Here is a 17,661-nt window from a genome sequence, read left to right as displayed (position 1 = left end):
AGGTAAACTCCGACTCAATGGACAGCGGGTACCTCGGCCTCTTGATGCTGGTCTTGGTGGCTGGGCTGATCAGCGTGGTGATGATCCTGGCGAGCACCATTCTGGGGCCCAAGAAAGTCACCCCGTACAAGGAATCGCCCTATGAGTGCGGCGTGCAGCCGATCGGGTCGGCTCGCGAACGCTTTCCGATCAAGTTCTATCTGGTGGCAATCCTCTTCGTTCTGTTCGACATCGAAATCGTGTTCCTTTGGGGCTGGATGGCCTATTTCAAGCACGGAAGCCCGGCGTTTCAGGTCTTCAGCTTCATCGAGGTGCTGATCTACATGTCCACTTGGGTTCTCGGATACGTCTACGCTATCCGCGTTGGCGCGCTGGAATGGGATGATACGGTCTCGCTCGCCAAGGGCACGACGCCCGACGCCGAACCTCAGGCTGTTGGAGCGGGCTCATGAGCCAGACCGCAGTGGATCGGCCCGACGTCAAGGCGCTTCAGGCCAAGTTCGGCGGCAAGGTGCTGAAGGTGAAGGAATCCTGTGGGGACACCTTTGTCTGCGTGGCCCGCGAGAGCATTCGCGAGGTGGCCGATTTCCTCAAGAACGACCCGGCGATGCAGTTCACCTATTTCGGCGAGTGTCTTGGGGCGGATTACAGCAAATGGGACCACGAACGCGACCTGTCAGAGCGGTTCGAGGTCATCTATAACTTGTATTCGTTACACCTTGGATTGCGGCTCTTTCTGAAAGTGGGCGTCGACGACGGCCAGAAGGTGCCAAGTTTGGTGCCCGTGTACCTTGGCGCCGAATATCCCGAGCGCGAAGTGTGGGATCTCTATGGCGTGGTATTCGAGGGCAACGAGCAGAAGCAGCGGTTCTTGCTTCCCGACGATTGGGTGGGTTTCCCCTTGCGCAAGGAGTATCCATTGGGAGGCGAGGACGTTCTCTTCGACCAGGGAGACCGTGGACCGGCGATCGAAGACCTGCAGATGCCGCACGCCGGCGAAAGCTGGGAAGGCAAGGCTGGTACTGAAGATGTCGGCGGCAGGTAGGGAATTGCGGGTTCTTTAGTACCTTTTCAGCAGTACTATCTCTTTGCGTTTGCGAATTCCTGTCCTACAATAGCGCCTATTGGTGGGCGGAGGACTATCGCGTAGGGCCTTTCTGGGCCAGGGGTCACTTGTTCTTGCCGGACTCGCGTCCGGGAGGGCCTGGGCTGCGTTCGATGGCGGGAAGCCGCTTGCTACGATCGGGCTCCTGACGGACATTCACCACGCCAACAAGATCGACATGGGGTCGCGGTGCTACCGTGCGTCGCTCTCGAAGGTGAACTTCGCCCTCAGCAAGTTGGTTCCGCTGGCGCCCGACCGACTGGTTCACTTGGGTGACCTGATCGACTCCCACAAGACCGACCTCGCCGAGGAAATGGCCGCACGCACGGTCGCGCAGCGGTTCCTGGAGACGGGAATCCCCTACCACTTCATCATGGGGAACCACTGCCTGAACAGGATGGACAAGGACCGTTATGCCGAAGTCACCAAGTCGGCGGGTACCTACGAGGCCTTCGACATCAATGGGGTCCGGTTCCTGTGCCTGGACGCTTGTCACCGGTCAGATGGCGCCGACTACGCCATGGGGAGATACGACTGGCAAGACAGCTTCATCCCGGAAAAGCAGATCGACTGGATTGGGCGTCAGCTCTCCAGCGCCAAAGGGCCTGTGGTGGTGTTTTCGCACCAGTTGCTCGACGGAATGCCCACGATGAGCGTGCGCAACCATGAGCGGGTCCGCCAGGTCCTCACCAAGTCGGGGAAGGTCGCCGCGGTCTTTCAGGGGCACTTTCATCAGAATCGTCTGCGCACGATCCAAGGCATCCCGTATACGGTCTTGCGCTCTGTGATCGACGGGCCGGAAATCGCGAACTGCGGCTTCTCCCGGCTGTCGGTTTTTGCCGATGGCTCGGTCAAACTGGATGGGTTTGAGGAGCAGGAGACCCTAGCGCTGGGCTCGTTCCGGACGAGAAAGCTGCTCTTGGCCAGAAGCCGCATCGACTAAAGATGGACCGGACGTGTCTTTTGGCAAGATGCCCATGATACGTTGAGAGGCGAAAAGGCCAAGCAAGGGGAACCCCGGATCCATGGGCATGATGCCCGCGGCACTAGCGGCGGGGAGTTGGCTTTCCATCGAGAGCTGCAATGGGAAAGGCCTTGGAGGAACGGTGCTCTCTTCTCGCGATCGCCAGCAGCCGTTCGACGTCCCGCGGCCTGGTAGCTGCCAAGTCCTTCGTTTCACCTGGGTCAGATTCCAGGTCATAGAGCTCTGCCTTGCCGGGATCGCCCTTAAGGCTGGGACGAATCAGCTTCAGATCTCGCGAGATCACCGCCTGCTGTTGAGATCCCTCCGGGTACTCAAAGTACAGAAACTCATGAGTCTTCTTCTGCTGCTCACCTCTGAGCAGCGGAGCAAAGCTGACTCCATCGGCACCGGCAGGCATCCTCGCCCCCGAGAGTTCGGCAAGCGAGGGCATGACGTCGTAGCTTGCCCAAGGGCGACCCTCCACGACTCCCGGCAAGAAACGGCCCTTCCACCTCGCGATGAACGGAACGCGGATTCCGCCCTCATAGAGGTTCGTTTTCATCCCCCGCAACCCGCCAAGCGAGTTGAAAAACGCCCTGTCCACTCCGGCATTGGGGGCAGTGCCATTGTCCGCCTTGAATAGGAACATCGTGTCTCCCGAGAGGCCCAAATCGTCCACGAGCTTCGTTAACTTGCCCACGCACTCGTCCAGATAGCTGATCATCGCCGCATAGGATGCTCTTGGCCTCAGGTTTGGAAGATAGCTGTTCTGGCCAAGATAGGGCTGCGGATCCCATTCACGCGGATAGCGGCCGACCCACTCCTTCGGCGCCTGGAGCGCACCATGGGGCAGTGTGGAAGCATAGTAAAGGAAGAATGGCTTCGCTCTGTTGTCCCTGATGAAGTCTTCTGCTTGCTGGTGTGTGACGGCGGGGGCGTACTGGGGCCCCATGTACTGTTCGAACGCCGCGTCGGCATCCTGCGCCCTTTGGAGCTTTTGGTGGGCGGCAAAATAGCGGTTTTGTTCTAGAAGGTACACGTCGTTATTGCGCCATAGGTGGGTCGGCGTGTAGTTGTGAGCCTGACGCTGGCACAGATACCCGAAGAAGAAGTCGAAGCCATGCTTGAGTGGGTGCCCTTCTGAGCCCGGACCGCCGAGCCCCCATTTACCGACGCAGGCTGTCGCATAACCCCGCCGTCGCAGCATTTCGGCGAGGGTCGCCTCCGATGTCGGAAGGGGCGCCTGGCCCTCGCCCTCATTCAGGCCCCAGCCGCCGACCTCCTTGTTGCCTCGAATCGCCGCATGGCCCGTGTGCTTGCCTGTCAGCAGGCAGCAGCGGGTGGGAGCGCACACGGTGCTGGCCGAGTAGAAACGGGTGAATCGGACCCCCTCGGATGCAAGGCGGTCGATATTGGGGGTCTTAATCTTGGTTTGGCCAAAGCAGCCAAGCTCGCCAAAACCCAGGTCGTCCGCCATCACGAGGATGATGTTAGGGGGACGATTCGCGACGGTAAAGGCCAAGAGCGGCAAGAGCCCAAGAACCATGGAGGGAATTTACCGCAGGCGGCGAGGTCTCAGGCCTCCTTCATGATCTCGGCTGCGAGCCTTCCGCGTCTCAGCAGCTCCGCCATGCGCTCCATCTTTGGCTTCGAGTGCCGAAAGAACGCCATGAATCCGGGGCAGAGGTAGTTGAGCCCCTCTTCGCCGTCCGGTGTGCAGGCAAAGCGGTCCTTTGGGCAGCCTCCGTTGCAGGCAAAACGCACGTCGCACTTCCGGCACATCTGCGGCAAGGTGTCTCGCTTGTCGCGCCCAAACTTCCTTTGAAGCGGCAGTTCCACCAAGTCTGCCATCCGCCGCTCCAAGATGTTCCCGAGTCGGAAGCGCGGCTCTACGAAGTGGTCGCAAGAATAGAGATCGCCGTTGTGCTCCAGCGCCAGAGCCTCGCCGCAAGTCGGGGCGAAGATGCATAGGGAATGTAGGCCGAAATAGGACCCCAGAGTCACATCGAACATCTGGACGAAGACCTTTCCGACGTCTCGCTGCACCCACTCATCAAAGATGTCGCAGAGAAACCGCCCGTAGGCGTCCGGACTGACAGATCGGCTCGTCACCGCTGAGCCCGTCTGCTCGTAGAGCGGACGCTCGCCACCGGGCCGTGTGTGCCAGCCCTGCTCGGCAAGGACGGCGTTCTCGGTGGTGACGCGCTCGACGATCGGGATGAACTGGACGAACTCTGCCCCTAATTCGTCCCTGAAGAAGCGATACACCTCCAGCCCCCGGTCTTGGTTCGCCGCGTGTACCGTGCAGAGCACGTTCACGTCCACCCCGGTTCGCTTCATGTCGTTCCAGGCTTGCAGGACCCTGTCGAACGTGCCCTTCCCTCCCTTGTTTACGCGGTAGGTGTCGTGCACGTCCTTCGGCCCATCTATGCTGAGCCCCACAAGAACCCTGTTTCGCTTGAAGAACTCACACCACGCCTCGTCGATGCGGGTGCCGTTGGTCTGCAGGCTGAAGGAGAGGGTCTGCCCGCTTCGGCGAACCTTCCTCGCAAGCTCGACAGCCCGTTCAAAGAACTCGAGGCCCATCAGGGTGGGCTCGCCGCCCTGAAAAGCGATCTGGACCTCCGGCGCCTCGACCGCCTCGAGGAGTTGCCGGACATAGCTCTCAAGCACCTCGTCGGACATGCGAAAAGGCGAACCCGGATACAGTGCCTCCTTGGAGAGGTAGTAGCAGTAGGTGCAATCGAGGTTGCAGACAGCGCCCGTAGGCTTTGCAAGGAGGTGAAAGCTCCGAGGCTTGCGGGCGGCTTCCGCAGGCACGGCGTACTTGAGCTTGTTCATGGGCGAATGGGGGCGAGGTTCAGTCTTCGACCTTACCGCTGTTGCGACCCCATTTTGGGGCCATCAACGTCTTGGACCAGGCCTCCCACTTGGCCTTCATCGCACGAACGCGCGTGGGCTCGTCGGCCGCCAAGTTGTTCTTCTCAGCGATGTCCTTTGCGAGGTCAAACAGGGCGTCCGTCGTTCCTTGCGCTGTGACCAGCTTCCAGTCACCCTCCCGGAGGGCGTACTGCTGGCCGAAGCGCCAATAGAGCAGATCGTGCGGGGCGCCCTTGTCGCCGCCGGTTAAGAAGGGAAGCAAGTTCACCCCGTCCAGCTTCTCATCAGCGGAAATCGGCTTGCCAGCGGCGCCGAGTACGGTGGGCACGATGTCCAGCGCAATCACCGGTTCCCTAAACTCCTTTCCAGCAGGGAGCTTCTCCTTCCAGCGGACCAGCATTGGGACCCGGATCCCGCCTTCCCAGGTCTGGCCCTTGAACCCCCGTAGCGGCCCGTTGGAGGAGGTCGTTTGTGGGGTGGGTCCGCCGTTGTCCGAGATGAAGATCACCAGTGTGTTCTCGTCGAGGCCGCTCTTCCTGAGCGTAGCCAGGACCTGGCCAACCGCTTCATCCATCGCCATGAGCATGCCGGCGAACGTTCGCCGCTTACCTTCTGGGAACGAGGCCGTTTTCTCGGCGAGCCGCGTGGGCGCCTGAAGAGGTGCATGCACCGCGTTGAAGGGAAGATAGAGGAAAAACGGGTGGCGCTTGTTTGCCTCGATGAATCCGACCGCTTCTCGCCCGAAGGCATACGTCAGGTAGGCGGCCCCTGTGGTCTTCTCTTTTCCTCGCAAGATCGCGCCGCCTTGCCCGCTTCTTCGGTAGTTGTGCGCGCCACCCAGGAAACCGAAGAAGCTGTCAAAACCGCGGTCGGGGGGCGTCAGGCCATCCTTGTAGCCAAGGTGCCACTTGCCCACCATTCCGGTCGCGTACCCCTCTGCCTTCAGCCTCTCTGCCAGGGTCTTCTCCGATTTCGGAAGGCCGAATCCGCTTGAGGCATTCTGCTGCGGGCCGGGGTTGAGCTCGAAGCCGAATCGAGGGCCATACCGGCCGGTCATCAGGCCTGCTCGCGTTGGCGCACACACGGGGCAGCTCACATAGCCGTCGGTTAGCCGCACCCCGTCTTTGGCGAGCGAGTCGATGTTCGGGGTGGGGACCTCCTTGCCGCCGTAGCAGCCCAATTCGCCGTAGCCTAGGTCGTCCGCCACGATCAGCACGATATTGGGCTTGGCGGCCGCTTTCGAATGAGCAGGAGCGGCTGCGCCGGGCTGCGTCGCGCCTCCCACCGTGAGGATGGCGGCCAAAGCGGCGATCTTGAGGCTTCTCATATCCTTCCCCGTTTCAGCATAGACGAAAGCTCGCCTCCCGCGATCACTTTCTGCCGCAGTAGAATGAGCCCGTGATCCTTGGGCTTGCCGCACTCGCCATGACGGTGGCCTCTCGGCCACCCAACTTCGTGGTCATCTACTGCGACGATTTGGGCTACGGGGACCTAAGCTGCTACGGCAACAGAGCCTACATGACCCCCAACCTCGACCGGATGGCGAAGGAAGGGACGCGCTTCACCAGCTTCTATGTCGCCTCACCGGCGTGCAGCCCTTCGCGGGCAGCGCTGATGACGGGCTGCTACCCCGTGCGTGTCAGCGTGCCGGAGGTGCTCGGCCCGGAGTCCAGGACCGGTCTGAACCCCGGGGAAGCGAACATTGCGAGCATCCTCAAGCCGCTCGGATACGCCACGGCGTGCGTGGGCAAGTGGCACCTCGGCGTCAATAACCTCCTTCCCACCCGACAAGGCTTTGACACGTTCTACGGCCTACCCTATTCGCACGACATGTGGCCGCCCAATCGAAACGCCTGGCCTCCGCTGTGGCTCTATCGAAACGACAAGCGGATCGAGGAGGTGAAGACGCTCGACGATACGGCCCAGCTCACCCAAAAGTACACGCGGATCGCCACCGAGTTCATCCGCGCCAACCGAGACCGCCCCTTCTTCCTTTATCTGCCGCACTCCATGCCGCACGTGCCCCTCGCGGCGAGCGAGCGCTTCCTGGGAAAGAGCGGCGCCGGGCTCTATGGCGACGTGGTCCAAGAGATCGACTGGTCGGTTGGAGAGATCCTCAAGACGCTTCGCCAGACCGGCCTGGACAAGGACACGCTCGTCGTTTTCTCCTCAGACAACGGCCCTTGGCGTCCCTATGGCGATCACGCCGGCTCGTCGGGAGGCTTCCGAGAGGGCAAGGGCACGACGTTTGAGGCCGGATTCCGCGTACCCGGGATCTTTCGCTGGCCGGGAAGGGTCCCAGCCGGCGCCGTGTGTGACGAGGTGGCCTCGACCATGGACTTGCTTCCCACCATTGCCGCGCTTGCGGGGGCAAAGTTGCCGGAGGCCAAGATCGACGGGCACGATATCCGGCCGCTTATCTCCGGCGAACCGGGCGCGAGGACCCCTTGGAAGTGGTTCTACTATTATTGGCCCGACCAGTTGCAGGCTGTCCGCAGCGGAGACTGGAAGCTGCATGTGCCACACAGGCATCGCCATCAGACTGAGCCCGCAGGCCGCGACGGCAAATCCGCCGGAGAGGTGACGCAGGAGATCGAACTGTCGCTGTTTGACCTAAAAAAGGACCCGGCAGAGACGACAAACGTCGCCGATCAGCATCCGCAGGTGGTCCAGCGCCTGCTGCGGATGATCGAAATCGGGCGCAAAGAATTGGGAGACGCGATCACGAAGACGAAGGGTGCCGAAGTGCGCCCCCCAGGAAAGGTCGAGGGGTGATCCGGGCCGCCCGTTCGACGCTTTGAATGAGGCCTTCCTCTTCCTCCAGCTCGCGCATCCGGGAGAGGAGCTTTCGGCGCATTTCGGCTTTGACCGTCCCCGAGGCGCCTTCCAGCCACAGGTTCCTTGTCTCGTTCGGGTCCTGGGAGAGATCGAATAGCTCCCACTCTTCCTGTTCGTAGTAATAGATCAGCTTGTGGCGAGCCGTCGTAACCGCGACATACTTCGGCGCCTTATGGTCGCCGTCGTCGCTCTCATAAAAGTGGCCATAAACCGCCGAATCCTTCGATCGAGCGCCGCGGCCGTTGAGCATCGCCTTGAGCGAAGTGCCCTGCATCGTCTTTGGAACCGCGACTCCCGCCAGATCCAGGAGGGTCGGAGCAAGGTCGACGTTGCTCGTCAGGGAGCCCACCGTCATTGCTTTGGACCGCCTCGCCCCTCCAGCGGGGCGAACGACCAGGGGCGTACCCGCTGAGGGCTCGTAGAACCAGCGCTTGTCGTACCATCCATTCTCCCCGAGGAAGAAGCCCTGGTCCGAGGCATAAATGAGGACGGTGTTCTTGAGCAGACCTCGGGAGTTTAGGTAGCCATAGATCTCCCCAACGCTCTCATCTACGGCCGCTACGCACCGCAGGTAGTTCTTCAGGTAGCGCTGGTAGTTGGTGCCCAGGAGATCGCCAGAAGACTCCAACTGCGACCTATACGAGGCGTCCTGTTGGGCCATAGCCTGCTTCCAGAGCGCCCGCTGCGCCTCGTCCATTCTCGGCGGGACGGTGTCCACCAAGAGGTCCGCGGCAGGCCGAATGTGTTGGTCGAGCCGCATCCTAACGGACTTGGCGGCGGTGGCCAGGCCCTCGTATCCGGTTCGAAGAGTCGGCGGTTCAGGAAAGGTCCGGTCGTTGAAGAGGGCCATCTGCTTTGGACCAGGGACCCAGTTCCTATGAGGCGCTTTGTGTCCGACCAAGAGGCAAAACGGCTTACCGTCGGTGGTTTCAAGCCAATCCACCGCCTTCTTGCTAATGATCTCGGTGACATAGCCGTGTTCGGTGACCCTGCCTCTTGGGGTCAGGAAGTCCGGGTTGTAGTAGGCGCCTTGGCCGGGCAGAACCTCCCAGTGGTCAAAGCCCGTGGGATCGGAGGCAAGGTGCCATTTGCCGATGAACGCGGTCTTGTAGCCTGCCGCCTGCAGCAGCTTGGGAAATGTCTCTTGCGAGCCGTCGAAGGTGGAGGCGTTGTCTTTTATTCCGTTCAAATGGCTGTATTTGCCGGTGAGGAGCGTGGCACGGCTTGGCGCGCAAATGGGGTTGGCCGTGTAGTGCCGGTCGAACCGGACGCCTTCTTGGGCGATGCGGTCGATATTCGGCGTCGCGATCAGCCGGGACCCGTAGGCTGAGATCGCCCGTCGCGCATGATCGTCAGAGAAGATCATGACGATGTTGGGCCGGGGAGGGGCCTGGCACACTGCCGCAGCGGCAAGAAGGCTGAGCATGCTCGGACCATACCCTTTGTCGGCTCTGCGAGGCGAAAACTACGGTATGTGAGGTCCGGCGTCTTTAGGAGATTGGGACAACTGCCCGCCGTGGATCTTGTTCGTCCTGAGCAAAGAACCGACTTGAGCTATGTCATGGGCCCATCAGCCGCCAAGTATCGCCAAGACCTGGCGTTCGCGGTAGTCGAAGATGCGTTCGACCTGGCGCCGAACAAAGAGATGCGTTATCAAGGGCTCGATGAGTCCACCGGGAACGGCGAAGCGAAGGCAATCACGAATCACCGTGCCTCCCTCAATCGCCTCAAAGAAGTGCTCGTGTTCCCAGAGCAAGTATGGTCCCGCACGCTGGACGTCCACGAATCGAACTCCTGGTTCCCACGCGGTGATTTCTGTCAGCCATCGGAAAGGGACGCCGATTAGCCGCAGTCGGTACTCGATGAGCGCGCCCGGCTTCATGTCGATGGGTATCGGAGTGAGGATCTCAAAGCGGAGGGAGGCAGGGGTCAGCTTCTCTAGGTTCTCCGCGTTTGAGAAGAACTCGAACACCTCTTCCAGCCTCGCCGGGACGACGATTTCACGGGAGAGGGTCCGAACTCGCATCAGACCCGCCTCGTGTCGTACGCCCAATGCAGGAGCGCCTGTCTTTGGCGTCGTCGGCAGTTGGCCTCTCCGGGCCTGCAGTGTTTTTGGAGCTGGGCGAGGTGCCGTTTCATGGCCCGCCAGCGCTTGATCTGTCGCGCGTCATCGGCGCCGCGCCGGCCCATATAGTAGCGGCAGTACCACTGGAACCAGCCGCGTGGATCCTCCGGATATATCCAGCCCTTGTCCTGCCAGTAGGAGAGCGGCTTGGAAGCGTTGACGCCGAAGCAGTTAAGCGTTGGATCGTGACGCTCCTGGCAGAGCTTGGTGTTCTCGAACCAGTCGGACGGGAACTCCTCTCGGCAGTCGGTCATGTATTTGCCGCCGAAGACGCCAAGCTCGAGCATCTCTCTTGGGGTCAGTTCGGGCCGGAAGTCAGGGTCGAAGTTCTGCCCCTCCGGTTCTTGAAGGACGTAGATATAGCCCTGCTGCATCTTGTCGTTGACGACGACCACTCGCCCGATCATTGGCTCGGGCCCTCAACCGCTTCTTGCCGGCCAGCACATATCGAATGTCCCTCGAACCAAACAACGGCTACTGCCGTAGCAGTTTCGAACTTCTTTCCTATGCGTTTGTCCTTCATTCCTAAAGCGCCCCTCGATTCAGGTTCCAGATCGCCCAATTCAGTGCCGCAGCAAAAGAAACCCAGGCGAGGTATGGAATCAGCATCATTCCCGAAGCGAAGTTCACTCTCCAAAAGCCGATCATCGTCGCAAGAATCGAAACCCAAAGGGCAACGATCGTGATCATCGAGCCAAAGCCCGATTCCCACTTGAAGAATGTCCAACTCCAAAGGGCGTTGAGCCCAAGTTGAAAGAGGAAGAGGCCGAGCAGGGATTTTGTGTTTGCCGACCCGCTTCGATAGATCCGCCAAGCGGCGACGGCCATTAGAACGTACAGCAAGGTCCATACAGGCCCGAACACGCCGGCCGGCGGAGCCCAGGGTCGCAATCAGGCCACTCACGATTCCCATGTTTTTGCCTCAGGCGCTGACCGGCAGGGGGATTTTGGAGCCATGAGCCTTTAGCCAGTCGTGGAAGGACTTCAGCTCCGAGTTGAGTTTGCGAGTGTTCTCCACACTACGAATTGCGCGGAAGTCCTCGGTAAAGTCGCGATAGAACTGAAACATGTTGCCCAGGTCATCGGCGCCAGGAAAGCCGAGCGCGCGATAGGCGTCGGGGGTGATCGGGAAGAAGCGGATCTCCCTATCAAGAGCCTGGGACATCGCGGCCGCCATCTCACGACCAGAAAGGTGATCGCCCGAAATGCCAACCGTTTGGCCGATCATGGCAGAGCCAGTCTTGAATACTCCGTACGCGCACTTGCCGATATCCTCGGATGCAATTCCGGGCAGCTTCGCGTCGTCCATGGGGAACGCGATGGCCAACGAACCATCCGGTCCGGCTTGCGGACCCATCCCGAAGTGGATGAGGTTGTCCCAATAGAACGAGGTGAGAAGAAAGGTCGTGGGCACTCCGAGATCGCGGAAGAACTGGTCCGACTCTCCCTTGGCGTCGAAATGGGGCACCTTGTACTTGCCCATGAGCGTGGGCATCTGATCGCTGTCAAGAGGAACCCAACGTCTCGTGTCTTCAAGCGTCGACCATACGAAGTGCTGCACGCCCGTGGCTTTGGCGGCTTCGGCCATGTTGCTCGCGTGGCGGAGTTCTTTCTCTGGCGAGAAGTGCTCCCAGTAGTTCGTGACGCCGAAGACGCCATACGCGCCTTCGAAAGCCCGATTGAGGCTTTCAACGTCCTCCATATCGGCCGAAACAACCTGGGCGCCAAGAGCAGCGAGTTCCTTGGCTTTCTCAGATTCCACGTTCCGCGTTAGGGCGCGAACTGCGAAACCTCCGTTCGGGTCGGACAGGATCGCTCGAACGAGCCCCCCGCCTTGGGCGCCGGTGGCGCCAACGACTGCGATGATCTTTTTTTCTTTCATTTGGTATTGATCCTTCAACGAGGCTCTTCTGGACTTGCTTGAAGCTCCTCTTTCAGTTACGTCATCTGGCTTGCAGGCGAAACCGCCAGCTACTTGAATTTGGCGGTGGCTGCCAATCGATCGAAGTGCTTGGACCACTCCTTGTCGGCATTTCGGGTGGGTACTTTTACGGAAAGCGCCAACAGTCGGCCGTCCTTGCCGCGCATCAGGACGAAACGCCTGGCGGCGAATCCTTGGTCATCGAGCACTTCGAATGAGGCAGTCTCCAATCCGCTCGCCGTTTTGCCGAGCCGATACGGCGTGGGCTTGCCTTTCGATTCGCGAAGGATGAAGTAGAGAGAAGTCTGATAGAGCTGATCCCAACTCTGGCCTCCGGGAGGAGCCGTCATGACTCCCAACTCTCCTTCGGCTCCCTTGGGATGGGCCTTGCGCTGGCCCCAGGGTGTCTCTTCGGAGACCTCCCACCCGGCGGGAACCTCGATAAGGTAGGACGCCGTCTCGACACGCGAGTAGCCGTCACCGAGATTCAGGGTCTTTGCGTCCTTCGGAAGCTGGGAAAGGGCCACAGCTGCGATGAGGGTGATGATTGTGTTCATGGCATTCCTTGAAGAGGGGAGCCCGGCCGATCGGCCGGGCTGCAGGGTCGGGGTGGGTGTTGCGTAGCGGTTACTTCGGCAGGATGACGGTGTCGATCACGTGGATGACCCCGTTCTTGCACTCGATGTCCGTCTTGACGACTTTGGCGTTGTTGACCTGAACGCCGTGCTTGTTCTTGACCTTGACAGACTGGCCCTGAAGGGTCGGAACTTCCGTGCCGTTCTTCAGCTTGAGAACGTCTGCGGCCATGACCTTGCCCGGGACCACGTGGTACTTCAGGATCGCGACGAGCTTGGCCTTGTTCTCAGGCTTGAGCAGCGACTCCAGTGTGCCCTTGGGCAGCTTCTTGAAAGCCTCTTCGGTCGGGGCGAAGACGGTAAACGGTCCGCTGCCCTTGAGGGCCTCGACAAGTCCGGCGGCCTGCACCGCGGCAACAAGAGTGGGGAATTGCTTGGAGGCGACCGCCGTATCCACGATGTCTGCAGAGGGAGAGGGCTTCAAAGCCATAGACGACAAAGCGGCGACGGCCATACCGGCCAGGGCAATGCTGAGGATGATTTTCTTCATGTTAGTTGTTCCTTTGGATTGGGTCTGACGATGAGGCGTCAGTGGGCGTGAGCGGATGCAGGTGCAGAAGATGCGCCGGTTAGTCGGATCGCTTGCACTACGGCCGAGATTCCGACCAGCACGTACACGATGTTGGCGAGCGCGCTGCCGGCACCAAGCAGGGTGGCGACGAGGTCGAACTTGGCGATGCCGACGAGGCCCCAGTTGAGCCCGCCGACGATGACGAGGATGCGAGAGAGCATGTCGAGCGTTTTCATGTTTTTGTCCTTGTCGCTGCACCCCTCTGGGACCGGGCGACGAGAACATGGTACAGCCATTGTCTATTGTTTGTCAAGAATTTGTCGCAATATTTTCCGCATTTGTGTTGCTCAGACTCAAAACTTGCTTGACAATATTTAGACAAGAGGCCCATAATCTCACTATGAACTCCTACTACTCCATCCGCGCCGTGGCTGAAGAGACAGGCCTGACGGTCCACACCATACGCGCGTGGGAGCGCCGCTACGGGGTGATCGCACCCGTGCGGACAGGCACCAACAGGCGTGTGTACGACGAAGCAGACGTCCGCCGGCTCAAACTCCTGCATCGTGCCGTGGAGTTGGGCCACAGCATCAGCATGATCGCCGTCTTGCCGGCAGAGGACCTCGACCGCTTGACGTCACCTGGAGAGAGACACGACGGAGTCGGGTCTGGAGAGGCGGCTCCAAGCTTTCTGAGTTCTGCGATGCGGGCGCTGCAGAGCCTGGATGCTTCGTCCTTTGAGTCCGTTCTCGTGCGCGCAAGTCTATTGCTTGGCGTCGATGCCTTCCTGGACGATTTCGTGGTGCCCCTGCTACGGGAAGTCGGACAAAAGTGGGCATCGAGCGAGCTCAGCATCGCTCAAGAGCACTTGGCTTCCGCACTGGTCCGCACCCATTTGGAGAGAATGAGGCTTTCGATCCTGCCTTCGCGAGACGCGCCAAAGCTTATTGCCGCAACACCGACGGGTCACCGCCACGAAATCGGAGCCATGCTGGCCGCTATCGTGGCCGCCAGGATGGACTGGGATGTCACCTATTTGGGTCCCGACTTGCCTGCAGTGGAGATTGCAGAAGCGGCCGCGAGAACACGTGCCTCAGCGGTAGCCATCAGCCTCGTGTATCCTCTGCGCGATCCTGATACAGAGAATCAAATTCGCGGGCTTGGCTCTTTGCTGGAGAAGCACACGTTCCTTCTTGTTGGCGGCGAAGCAGCGACAAGCTATGCCCCTACAATAGAGGCGATTGGGGCAAAGATCTGCCCGGATATGGGCGCGCTGCGCGAGTGGCTCAGCCATGCTCGAACGTTCTCTTCAGTGCGGGCGAGTTTATGATTCTGTTGACAGGAGCTTCAGGTTACGTGGGTGGAAGGCTCCTTGCGAGACTTGCCAAGAGCGGCCACAAGGTCCGGTGCCTCGTTCGAGGGCCCAGATCGATGCCATTACCCGACGCGTCGAGCAGCGAAGTGGCTCAGGGCGATGCGCTCGACTTGGAGTCCCTAGAGGCAGCCATGGCGGGCGTCGAAACGGCCTACTATCTGATTCATTCGATGGCGGTTGGACCCGACTTCGAAGAGCGAGACCGCCGATGCGCGTCGAACTTCGCCGAAGCGGCCGCGCATGCAGGCGTTCGGAAAATCGTCTACCTGGGAGGGCTGAGCAACGATGAAGGGGAGCTTTCCAGTCACTTCCGAAGTCGGCTTGAAGTTGGTGAACTCCTACGTTCGACCGGCGTGCCCGTCATTGAGTTTCGCGCCTCGGTGATCATCGGATCGGGAAGTCTCAGCTTCGAACTCATCCGAGCGCTCGTCGAACGGCTTCCCGCAATGGTCGCCCCGCGCTGGGTGCAGATGCCGGCACAGCCGATAGGGATCGAGGATGTTCTGGACTATTTGGTTGAAGCGCTGTCTCTGAACGCATCTGAAAGCCGGGTCTACGAGATCGGGGGCCCTGAAGTGGTCACCTATCAAGAGATGATGTTGGAGTACGCGCGCCAGCGGGGTTTGCGACGCTGGATCATCCCAGTCCCCGTTTTGACCCCTCACCTGTCGAGCCTTTGGCTCGGGCTCGTCACACCGATCTATGCGCGCGTGGGTCGAATGCTTATCGAGAGTATTCGATACGCCTCTGTCGTTCGTCGAACGGAGGCATTGGCTGATTTCTCGGTGCGGCCTCACAGATTCACTGAGGCGGTAGCGCTGGCAATGCGAAACGAGGACAGGGAGTTTGCCGAGTCGCGCTGGTCCGATTCGTTCGGCTCGTCCGGAACCCGACCTACCAACGCAATTCGCCGATATGGCAACCGTCTCGTGGACTCTCGAAGCGTTCACGTGGAGTGCTCAGCCCAAGCGGCTTTTCGCCCCATCCGTGAGATAGGGGGTGCCCGGGGCTGGTATGGTTTCGACTGGCTTTGGAACCTTCGGGCAGCGATCGACCTTGTCCTTGGGGGCGTGGGCAAGCGCAGAGGGCGCAGACATCCCGACCAACTGGTGGTCGGGGACTTCCTGGACTGGTGGCGCGTGGAACGAATCGAGCCGGACAGGCTGCTCCTTCTTGCCGCCGAGATGAAGCTGCCAGGGAGAGCTTGGTTGCAGTTTGAAGTGCAAGAGAGCGACTCGGGCTGCACCATCCGACTGACGGCCATTTTCGATCCCGTGGGGGTCGCCGGTCTCGCGTACTGGTATCTTGTGTACCCGCTGCACCAGGTCATCTTTCGCACGATGCTGGACGGCATTCGACGCCGAGTTCTCGCCTGTCCGGGCCGCAAACCATAGTCATGGCAGCACGGCCGCGAAGCCTCGCTACGCGATTCCGGAATCGTCGGCAACACTCCGACCCCTACAAGGCAGCTGCGGTGGCAAGGATCACCTTATGGAGCTGACGAACCGCATGGGAACCCGATCGTCATTCAAGTTCAGCAGGATGGTGGGTGGCACTGGATTTGAACCAGTGACCCCTTCAGTGTCATGGCAATCTTGGCGGGCTCAAGAAGCCCGGTTAGGGTTCTTGAATCGGGTCAATTTGGGTCATATCGGGTCATCTCGTTTTGGAACCAGCTTAGGAACCCGTATCACCTATGGAGCCTCAGATGGGCCGACGGAGTGGTGCCTGAGAGAACGCAGAAGGGCATCGCAGAGGCTCTTTGTCTCTCCGGTGCGTCTGCCAAAATGCTGACGTCCCTTAGGACTTGGAGAATTGGAAATGCACCTTGCCTTGCTGGCGCTCTATGCCCTGGGGATTTCATCTGCGCCCATGAGGCCATCAGCGAAGCCGCTGAACTTCCTGATCCTCCTGACCGACGATCAGCGGTACGACGCGGCGGGCTACCTGGGGCATCCGTTCCTCAAAACCCCCAACCTCGATCGCCTCGCGACGCAGGGCGTCCGCTTTCCAAACAGCTTCGTGACCACGCCGATCTGCGCCGCCAGTCGGGCCTCGATCCTCACTGGCTGCTTCGAGCGTAGGCACGGGTACACCTTCGGCACACATCCCCTCGGCGCCCAGCTCTGCGAGACCAGCTACCCCTCGTTGATGCGTGGGGTGGGCTACCGCACGGGGCTGATCGGCAAGTTCGGGATCGCGGTGGAGAAAGGGCAAGGGGCCAAGATGTTCGATCTGCTGTCGCCCATCGGCTACCCCTTCCTGCGCGAATTGCCGTCCGGCGAGATCCGGCATATTGACCAGATCGCGACCGATCGCGCCATCGAGTTCCTGCAAAAGCAGCCGGCCCAGCAACCGTTCTGCCTGTCCGTCAGCTTCAACAGCCCCCACGCCGAGGACGGCAGCCTGGAGAACCTTTATCCTTGGCCCAAGACCGTGGACGGTCTGTACGACGACGCGGCTATCCCGACGCCGACACCGGCAGAGGAGAAGCAGTTCCAGGCTGAGCCCGAGTTCCTCCGAAAGAGCATGAACCGCATCCGCTGGTACTGGCAGTTCGACACTCCGAATAAGTACGTCAAGAACGTGCGCGCGTACTACCGCATGATTTCTGGCGTGGACCACGAGATCGGCAGACTCACGGACGAGTTGGAGCGACTCCACTTGGCAGACAACACGATCATCGTGTTTATGTCTGACAATGGCTATCTTCTGGGCGAGCGCGGCTTCTCCGGCAAATGGGTTCATTACGAGGAGTCTCTGCGGGTCCCCCTTCTCATCGTCGACCCGCGCATGCCCGCCAGCCGACGGGGCAAGTCGGCGGAGCAGTTGGCCCTGAACATCGACGTCGCGCCCACTCTGCTGGAACTGGCCGGCCAAAAGGTCCCCAAAGAATGCCAGGGCAGGAGCCTCGCGCCGCTAGTCCGAGGGGAGAGACCAAGATGGCGGCGCGACTTTTTCTGCGAGCACCTCTTCGTGAATCCTTACATCCCGAAGTGGGAAGGCGTGCGAGGCGAGCGATATGTGTACGCGCGCTACTTCGAGCAGAAGCCGCCGTACGAGTTCCTGCACGACCTAAAGACGGACCCAAAAGAGCTGACCAACCTCGCGATCGATCCGAAACAAGCGGGCGTGCTGACTCGCATGCGCCGCCGTTTGGAGGAGCTAAGAAGCGCGGCCGGCGGACTTCAGTCCCAGGACTAGTGCCGTTTGGTGCTTACTCCGGAAGGAACGGGCCGCCCCAAAAGGTGCATTCATCAGTTGCCCCTGGGGTAGATCACTGCCCTGAAATCCGGCAATCGTGCTT

18 protein-coding genes are annotated in these 17,661 nt (G+C 60.4%); 7 read left to right on the top strand and 11 right to left on the bottom strand.

The window, feature by feature from the left end; all coding sequences use genetic code 11:
• Window positions 1-17 precede the first annotated feature (17 nt).
• From HZC36_03985 to HZC36_03975, 3 genes are all read left to right on the top strand, one after another.
• The gene (locus tag HZC36_03985; GenBank protein ID MBI5706132.1) at window positions 18-452 is read left to right on the top strand and encodes an NADH-quinone oxidoreductase subunit A; all 435 of its coding nucleotides are present in this window, start codon (window positions 18-20) and stop codon (window positions 450-452) included.
• The gene (locus HZC36_03980) at window positions 449-1,045 is read left to right on the top strand and encodes an NADH-quinone oxidoreductase subunit C (protein ID MBI5706131.1); all 597 of its coding nucleotides are present in this window, start codon (window positions 449-451) and stop codon (window positions 1,043-1,045) included. Before HZC36_03985 ends, HZC36_03980 begins: the two co-directional genes overlap by 4 nt.
• Before the next feature lie 82 nt (window positions 1,046-1,127).
• On the top strand, window positions 1,128-2,048 hold the full coding sequence (locus tag HZC36_03975) for a metallophosphoesterase (GenBank protein ID MBI5706130.1): 921 nt from the start codon (window positions 1,128-1,130) through the stop codon (window positions 2,046-2,048).
• 103 nt (window positions 2,049-2,151) lie between these two features.
• On the opposite strand, the gene HZC36_03970 is transcribed toward HZC36_03975, so the two are convergent.
• Genes HZC36_03970 through HZC36_03960 form a run of 3 tightly spaced genes read right to left on the bottom strand, consistent with a single transcriptional unit; the run spans window position 2,152 to window position 6,276 of the window.
• The gene (locus HZC36_03970) at window positions 2,152-3,615 is read right to left on the bottom strand and encodes an arylsulfatase (GenBank protein MBI5706129.1); all 1,464 of its coding nucleotides are present in this window, start codon (window positions 3,613-3,615) and stop codon (window positions 2,152-2,154) included.
• A gap of 29 nt (window positions 3,616-3,644) precedes the next feature.
• On the bottom strand, window positions 3,645-4,910 hold the full coding sequence (locus HZC36_03965; protein ID MBI5706128.1) for an anaerobic sulfatase maturase: 1,266 nt from the start codon (window positions 4,908-4,910) through the stop codon (window positions 3,645-3,647).
• A 19-nt stretch (window positions 4,911-4,929) separates the two neighbouring features.
• Window positions 4,930-6,276, bottom strand: coding sequence for a sulfatase (locus HZC36_03960; protein MBI5706127.1), 1,347 nt, complete (start codon window positions 6,274-6,276; stop codon window positions 4,930-4,932).
• A gap of 98 nt (window positions 6,277-6,374) precedes the next feature.
• Between HZC36_03960 and HZC36_03955 the strand changes: the two genes are divergently transcribed.
• Window positions 6,375-7,724, top strand: a complete 1,350-nt coding sequence (locus HZC36_03955) for a sulfatase (protein MBI5706126.1) — start codon at window positions 6,375-6,377, stop codon at window positions 7,722-7,724.
• Here HZC36_03955 and HZC36_03950 read toward each other — a convergent pair.
• The 8 genes from HZC36_03950 to HZC36_03915 form a co-directional block, all read right to left on the bottom strand.
• Window positions 7,672-9,213 carry a sulfatase gene (locus tag HZC36_03950; GenBank protein MBI5706125.1) on the bottom strand — a complete coding sequence of 514 codons (1,542 nt, stop codon included), beginning with the start codon at window positions 9,211-9,213 and terminating at the stop codon, window positions 7,672-7,674. The two genes, HZC36_03955 and HZC36_03950, sit on opposite strands and share 53 nt — an antisense overlap.
• 144 nt (window positions 9,214-9,357) lie before the next feature.
• Complete coding sequence (locus tag HZC36_03945) at window positions 9,358-9,813, bottom strand: SRPBCC family protein (GenBank protein MBI5706124.1); 456 nt, start codon at window positions 9,811-9,813, stop codon at window positions 9,358-9,360.
• On the bottom strand, window positions 9,813-10,319 hold the full coding sequence (locus HZC36_03940; protein MBI5706123.1) for a hypothetical protein: 507 nt from the start codon (window positions 10,317-10,319) through the stop codon (window positions 9,813-9,815). The genes HZC36_03945 and HZC36_03940 overlap by 1 nt, the downstream gene beginning before the upstream one ends.
• 118 nt (window positions 10,320-10,437) lie before the next feature.
• The gene (locus HZC36_03935; GenBank protein MBI5706122.1) at window positions 10,438-10,803 is read right to left on the bottom strand and encodes a tryptophan-rich sensory protein; all 366 of its coding nucleotides are present in this window, start codon (window positions 10,801-10,803) and stop codon (window positions 10,438-10,440) included.
• Window positions 10,804-10,834: 31 nt separating this feature from the next.
• The gene (locus HZC36_03930) at window positions 10,835-11,794 is read right to left on the bottom strand and encodes an NmrA/HSCARG family protein (protein ID MBI5706121.1); all 960 of its coding nucleotides are present in this window, start codon (window positions 11,792-11,794) and stop codon (window positions 10,835-10,837) included.
• Between the two features lie 89 nt (window positions 11,795-11,883).
• Entirely contained in the window at window positions 11,884-12,390 is a 507-nt protein-coding gene (locus HZC36_03925; protein MBI5706120.1) for a hypothetical protein, read from the bottom strand.
• Between the two features lie 70 nt (window positions 12,391-12,460).
• Entirely contained in the window at window positions 12,461-12,958 is a 498-nt protein-coding gene (locus HZC36_03920; protein MBI5706119.1) for a fasciclin domain-containing protein, read from the bottom strand.
• A gap of 38 nt (window positions 12,959-12,996) precedes the next feature.
• Window positions 12,997-13,215 (bottom strand): DUF378 domain-containing protein, encoded by a 219-nt coding sequence (locus HZC36_03915; GenBank protein ID MBI5706118.1) that lies wholly within the window; start codon window positions 13,213-13,215, stop codon window positions 12,997-12,999.
• A gap of 164 nt (window positions 13,216-13,379) precedes the next feature.
• Here HZC36_03915 and HZC36_03910 point away from each other — a divergent pair, with 164 nt between their 5' ends.
• The 3 genes from HZC36_03910 to HZC36_03900 all read left to right on the top strand — a co-directional run bounded on the left by HZC36_03910 (window position 13,380) and on the right by HZC36_03900 (window position 17,558).
• Complete coding sequence (locus tag HZC36_03910; GenBank protein MBI5706117.1) at window positions 13,380-14,309, top strand: MerR family transcriptional regulator; 930 nt, start codon at window positions 13,380-13,382, stop codon at window positions 14,307-14,309.
• The gene (locus tag HZC36_03905) at window positions 14,306-15,748 is read left to right on the top strand and encodes an SDR family oxidoreductase (GenBank protein ID MBI5706116.1); all 1,443 of its coding nucleotides are present in this window, start codon (window positions 14,306-14,308) and stop codon (window positions 15,746-15,748) included. The genes HZC36_03910 and HZC36_03905 overlap by 4 nt, the downstream gene beginning before the upstream one ends.
• A 427-nt stretch (window positions 15,749-16,175) precedes the next feature.
• Window positions 16,176-17,558 carry a sulfatase gene (locus tag HZC36_03900; protein MBI5706115.1) on the top strand — a complete coding sequence of 461 codons (1,383 nt, stop codon included), beginning with the start codon at window positions 16,176-16,178 and terminating at the stop codon, window positions 17,556-17,558.
• The last annotated feature ends 103 nt before the right edge of the window (window positions 17,559-17,661 follow it).

The organism is Armatimonadota bacterium, assembly GCA_016223145.1.
GTDB lineage: Bacteria > Armatimonadota > Fimbriimonadia > Fimbriimonadales > Fimbriimonadaceae > Nitrosymbiomonas.
The sequence above is the reverse complement of the archived record's forward strand: the minus strand, read 5'-3'. Positions and strand labels throughout refer to the sequence as shown.

Excerpts from the sequence above, each read along its gene's own strand:
- HZC36_03905 (MBI5706116.1), top strand. The coding sequence starts at position 14,306 with ATGATTCTGTTGACAGGAGCTTCAGGTTACGTGGGTGGAAGGCTCCTT.
- HZC36_03915 (MBI5706118.1), bottom strand. The coding sequence starts at position 13,215 with ATGAAAACGCTCGACATGCTCTCTCGCATCCTCGTCATCGTCGGCGGG.
- HZC36_03955 (MBI5706126.1), top strand. The coding sequence starts at position 6,375 with ATGACGGTGGCCTCTCGGCCACCCAACTTCGTGGTCATCTACTGCGAC.
- HZC36_03920 (MBI5706119.1), bottom strand. The coding sequence starts at position 12,958 with ATGAAGAAAATCATCCTCAGCATTGCCCTGGCCGGTATGGCCGTCGCC.
- HZC36_03985 (MBI5706132.1), top strand. The coding sequence starts at position 18 with ATGGACAGCGGGTACCTCGGCCTCTTGATGCTGGTCTTGGTGGCTGGG.
- HZC36_03910 (MBI5706117.1), top strand. The coding sequence starts at position 13,380 with ATGAACTCCTACTACTCCATCCGCGCCGTGGCTGAAGAGACAGGCCTG.
- HZC36_03925 (MBI5706120.1), bottom strand. The coding sequence starts at position 12,390 with ATGAACACAATCATCACCCTCATCGCAGCTGTGGCCCTTTCCCAGCTT.
- HZC36_03900 (MBI5706115.1), top strand. The coding sequence starts at position 16,176 with ATGCACCTTGCCTTGCTGGCGCTCTATGCCCTGGGGATTTCATCTGCG.
- HZC36_03970 (MBI5706129.1), bottom strand. The coding sequence starts at position 3,615 with ATGGTTCTTGGGCTCTTGCCGCTCTTGGCCTTTACCGTCGCGAATCGT.
- HZC36_03960 (MBI5706127.1), bottom strand. The coding sequence starts at position 6,276 with ATGAGAAGCCTCAAGATCGCCGCTTTGGCCGCCATCCTCACGGTGGGA.
- HZC36_03965 (MBI5706128.1), bottom strand. The coding sequence starts at position 4,910 with ATGAACAAGCTCAAGTACGCCGTGCCTGCGGAAGCCGCCCGCAAGCCT.
- HZC36_03950 (MBI5706125.1), bottom strand. The coding sequence starts at position 9,213 with ATGCTCAGCCTTCTTGCCGCTGCGGCAGTGTGCCAGGCCCCTCCCCGG.
- HZC36_03940 (MBI5706123.1), bottom strand. The coding sequence starts at position 10,319 with ATGATCGGGCGAGTGGTCGTCGTCAACGACAAGATGCAGCAGGGCTAT.
- HZC36_03980 (MBI5706131.1), top strand. The coding sequence starts at position 449 with ATGAGCCAGACCGCAGTGGATCGGCCCGACGTCAAGGCGCTTCAGGCC.
- HZC36_03945 (MBI5706124.1), bottom strand. The coding sequence starts at position 9,813 with ATGCGAGTTCGGACCCTCTCCCGTGAAATCGTCGTCCCGGCGAGGCTG.
- HZC36_03930 (MBI5706121.1), bottom strand. The coding sequence starts at position 11,794 with ATGAAAGAAAAAAAGATCATCGCAGTCGTTGGCGCCACCGGCGCCCAA.